The organism is Bradyrhizobium sp. LHD-71 (assembly GCF_031157255.1).
Lineage (GTDB): Bacteria > Pseudomonadota > Alphaproteobacteria > Rhizobiales > Xanthobacteraceae > P52-10.
Genome location: NZ_JAVIFX010000056.1, coordinates 1 through 2,891, shown reverse-complemented (window position 1 = coordinate 2,891; position 2,891 = coordinate 1). Strand labels below are relative to the sequence as shown.

Below are 2,891 nucleotides of genomic sequence, written 5' to 3'. Positions count from 1 at the left end.
AAGGAGGGGCTTGGCGACAGGGTAGCGTCGATGATCGTGGCTGAAGACGGCTTTGATGTCTCCGAGCCGGTGATCGACTCCCATCTCGTCAAGCTGAAGTCGTCGGGGGCCGATGTCTTTATCTATGCCAAGTATCTGCTGAAGGAAAAGCCGGGCGCGAAGGTCGCGATCCTTTTCCAGAACGATGATTTCGGCAAGGATTATCTGAAGGGCTTCAAGGAGGGGCTTGGCGACAGGGTAGCGTCGATGATCGTGGCTGAAGACGGCTTTGATGTCTCCGAGCCGGTGATCGACTCCCATCTCGTCAAGCTGAAGTCGTCGGGGGCCGATGTCTTTCTCGACGTCGCGACGCCGAAATTCGCCGCGCAGGCGATCAAGAAGCTTGGGGAGCTCGGTTGGAAGCCGCTGCATCTCCTGAGCTACGTGTCGGCGTCGATCGGCAGCGTGATCAAGCCGGCCGGGCTTGAGAACGCGCAGGGCATCGTCTCAGCGGCCTACTTCAAGGACATCAACGATCCGAAGTGGAAGGACGACCCGGGTGTCCGGGAGCTCAACGCCTTTCTCGACAGCTATTTCCCCGAAGCCAATCGCAGCGATACGCTGATCATCAACGGCTACAATGCCGCACAGACGCTGGTGCAGGTTCTGAAGCAATGCGGCGACGATCTCACGCGCGAGAACGTCATGAAGCAGGCCGCCAGCCTGAAGAATTTCCAGCTCGGCATGCTGCTGCCCGGGATCAGCGTCAACACCTCTTCGACCGACTTCGCACCGATCGAGCAATGGCAGCTGATGCGCTTTCAGGGCCAGACCTGGCACCTCTTCGGTGACACCATCGATGGCGCGGCGGAATAACAAGGAAGCGAGCGAGTACAATGGGAAGTTTGTGTGCAGGACGGGTTGCCATAGTTACCGGTGCCGGACGTGGTCTCGGACGGGAATACGCGTTGATGCTTGCGGAGCAGGGCGCGAAGGTGGTGGTCAACGATCTCGGCGGAACCGCCGCAGGCGAAGGTGCCGACATCACGCCGGCACAGGAGGTGGTGAAGCTGATCCGCGACGCAGGCGGGGAGGCGATCGCCAACGGCAATGACGTTAGCGACTGGGGCGGCGCCAAGGCGCTGATCGACGAAGCGGTCGCGAGCTTCGGACGCCTCGATGTGCTGGTCAACAACGCGGGCATCCTGCGTGATCGCATGATGGTCAACATGACCGAAGCCGAATGGGATTCGGTCATCAAGGTACACCTGAAAGGCACGTTTGCGCCGTCACATCATGCCGCACAGTACTGGCGCCAGGAGGCCAAGAGTCTGGGTGCGCCGGTCAAGGCCCGGCTACTCAATACATCATCCGCGTCGGGTCTGTTCGGCAATGTCGGGCAGACCAACTACGGTGCAGCAAAAGCCGGTATCGCGGCCTTCACTGTCATCAGCGCAATGGAGCTGAAGCAGTACGGCATCACAGTGAACGCGATCGCGCCGCGCGCGCAGACTCGCATGACAGAAGGCCTACGTCAGCTGACCGCAGACGAGATTGCTCGCCGCAATCCGCGCTGGGTCGCGCCGATCGTCGTCTGGCTCGCGAGCGAGGAATCGGGTGACGTCACTGGCCGCGTGTTCGAGGCGGGCAACGGCATTCTCAAGGTGGCCGAAGGCTGGCATGCGGGGCCTGGCATCGAGCCGGTCGACGATCCGAGCGTGCTAGGCCCGCGCGTCGCCGAGATGATGAAGAAGGCACGGCCTAACGCCGACATCTTGGGCGACGACATCGTCGCCTGACCGATACACCGTTCATCCGAACAGCTTGCGCTCCTTCTGTACTTCGGTGGTGATGAAGTCGCTGACCACGCGGACGCGGGCGAGGTTGCGGATGTCGGCGTGAACTAGCAGCCAGAACGTCCGGGTGAGTTCGACCTGGTTGGGAAGCACGCATTTCAGCTCTTGATGTCGACGGGCGAGAAAGTCCGGCAGGATGCAGATGCCCGCGCCGGCGAGCGTCATCTCCAGTTGCGCCACCAGCGTCGAGCTCTTCAGCATGGCGCGGATGTCCTTGGCCGCGAGCCGTAGGTAGTCGAGTTCCGGCGCGTAGATCAGATCGTCGACGTAGCCGATGAAATCGTGATCGGAGAGCGTGGCGATCGACCGGATCGGCGGGTGCTTTACGAGGTACGACGGCGCCGCGTACATCCGCAGGCGGTAGTCGGTCAGCTTGTCGCCGTGCAGTCGCTTCTCCTTCGGCCGGCTGAGGCCGATGGCAATGTCGGCTTCACGTTTAGTCAGATTGAAGATGCGGGGCAGCGCGATGAGCTGGATTTCGAGATCCGGGTGAGCTTTCGCGAGTTGCTCGAGCCGCGGCGCAAGGAAGTGCGAGCCAAAGCCATCCGGCGCTCCGATTCGCACCGTCCCCGACACGCTCCGGTTCGAATCGGCGAGATGACTTTGCGAAGCGAGTGCGATCGCCTCCATGCTTTCCGCGGAGGGCAGCAGCTTCTCTCCGTCCGCGGTCAGCTTGTAACCGCCGGGCTCCTTGTCGAACAGCCGTGCGCCGAGCGCGTGTTCGAGAGCTGCGAGGCGGCGGCTGACTGTCGAATGCTCGACCTTCAACCGCCGCGCTGCTTCGGTAAGCTTGCCGCTGCGCGCCACGGCCAGAAAATGGCGCAGATCCGACCACTCGAAGGGAGCCTTTGTCATGTGAAATCTCGCACAATCATTGTGCGAATATACAGATTGTTGTGCAAAAACAAACGCGCGATAGTCCGCGATCAGGAAGCTAATCCGGATGGAAATCATGCGTGAGATCGGTCATTTCATCGGCGGCAAGCAGGTCAAGGGTTCCGGCCGGACCGCGGAGGTGTTCAACCCCGACACCGGCGAGGTGCGCGCGAAGGTGGC

Annotated in this window: 3 protein-coding genes; 2 read left to right on the top strand and 1 reads right to left on the bottom strand. The window is 61.5% G+C overall.

The window, feature by feature from the left end; genetic code table 11:
• Positions 1-855, top strand: an 855-nt coding sequence (locus RCO31_RS34110) for an ABC transporter substrate-binding protein (RefSeq protein WP_308972846.1), incomplete at its 5' end; no start/stop codon positions are given.
• Positions 856-875: 20 nt separating this feature from the next.
• A complete protein-coding gene (locus RCO31_RS34105) occupies positions 876-1,778 on the top strand; it encodes an SDR family oxidoreductase (protein ID WP_308972845.1) in 903 nt (300 codons plus the stop codon).
• Between the two features lie 12 nt (positions 1,779-1,790).
• Here RCO31_RS34105 and RCO31_RS34100 read toward each other — a convergent pair whose 3' ends face one another.
• Positions 1,791-2,690, bottom strand: coding sequence for a LysR family transcriptional regulator (locus RCO31_RS34100; RefSeq protein WP_308972844.1), 900 nt, complete (start codon positions 2,688-2,690; stop codon positions 1,791-1,793).
• Positions 2,691-2,891 lie beyond the last annotated feature (201 nt).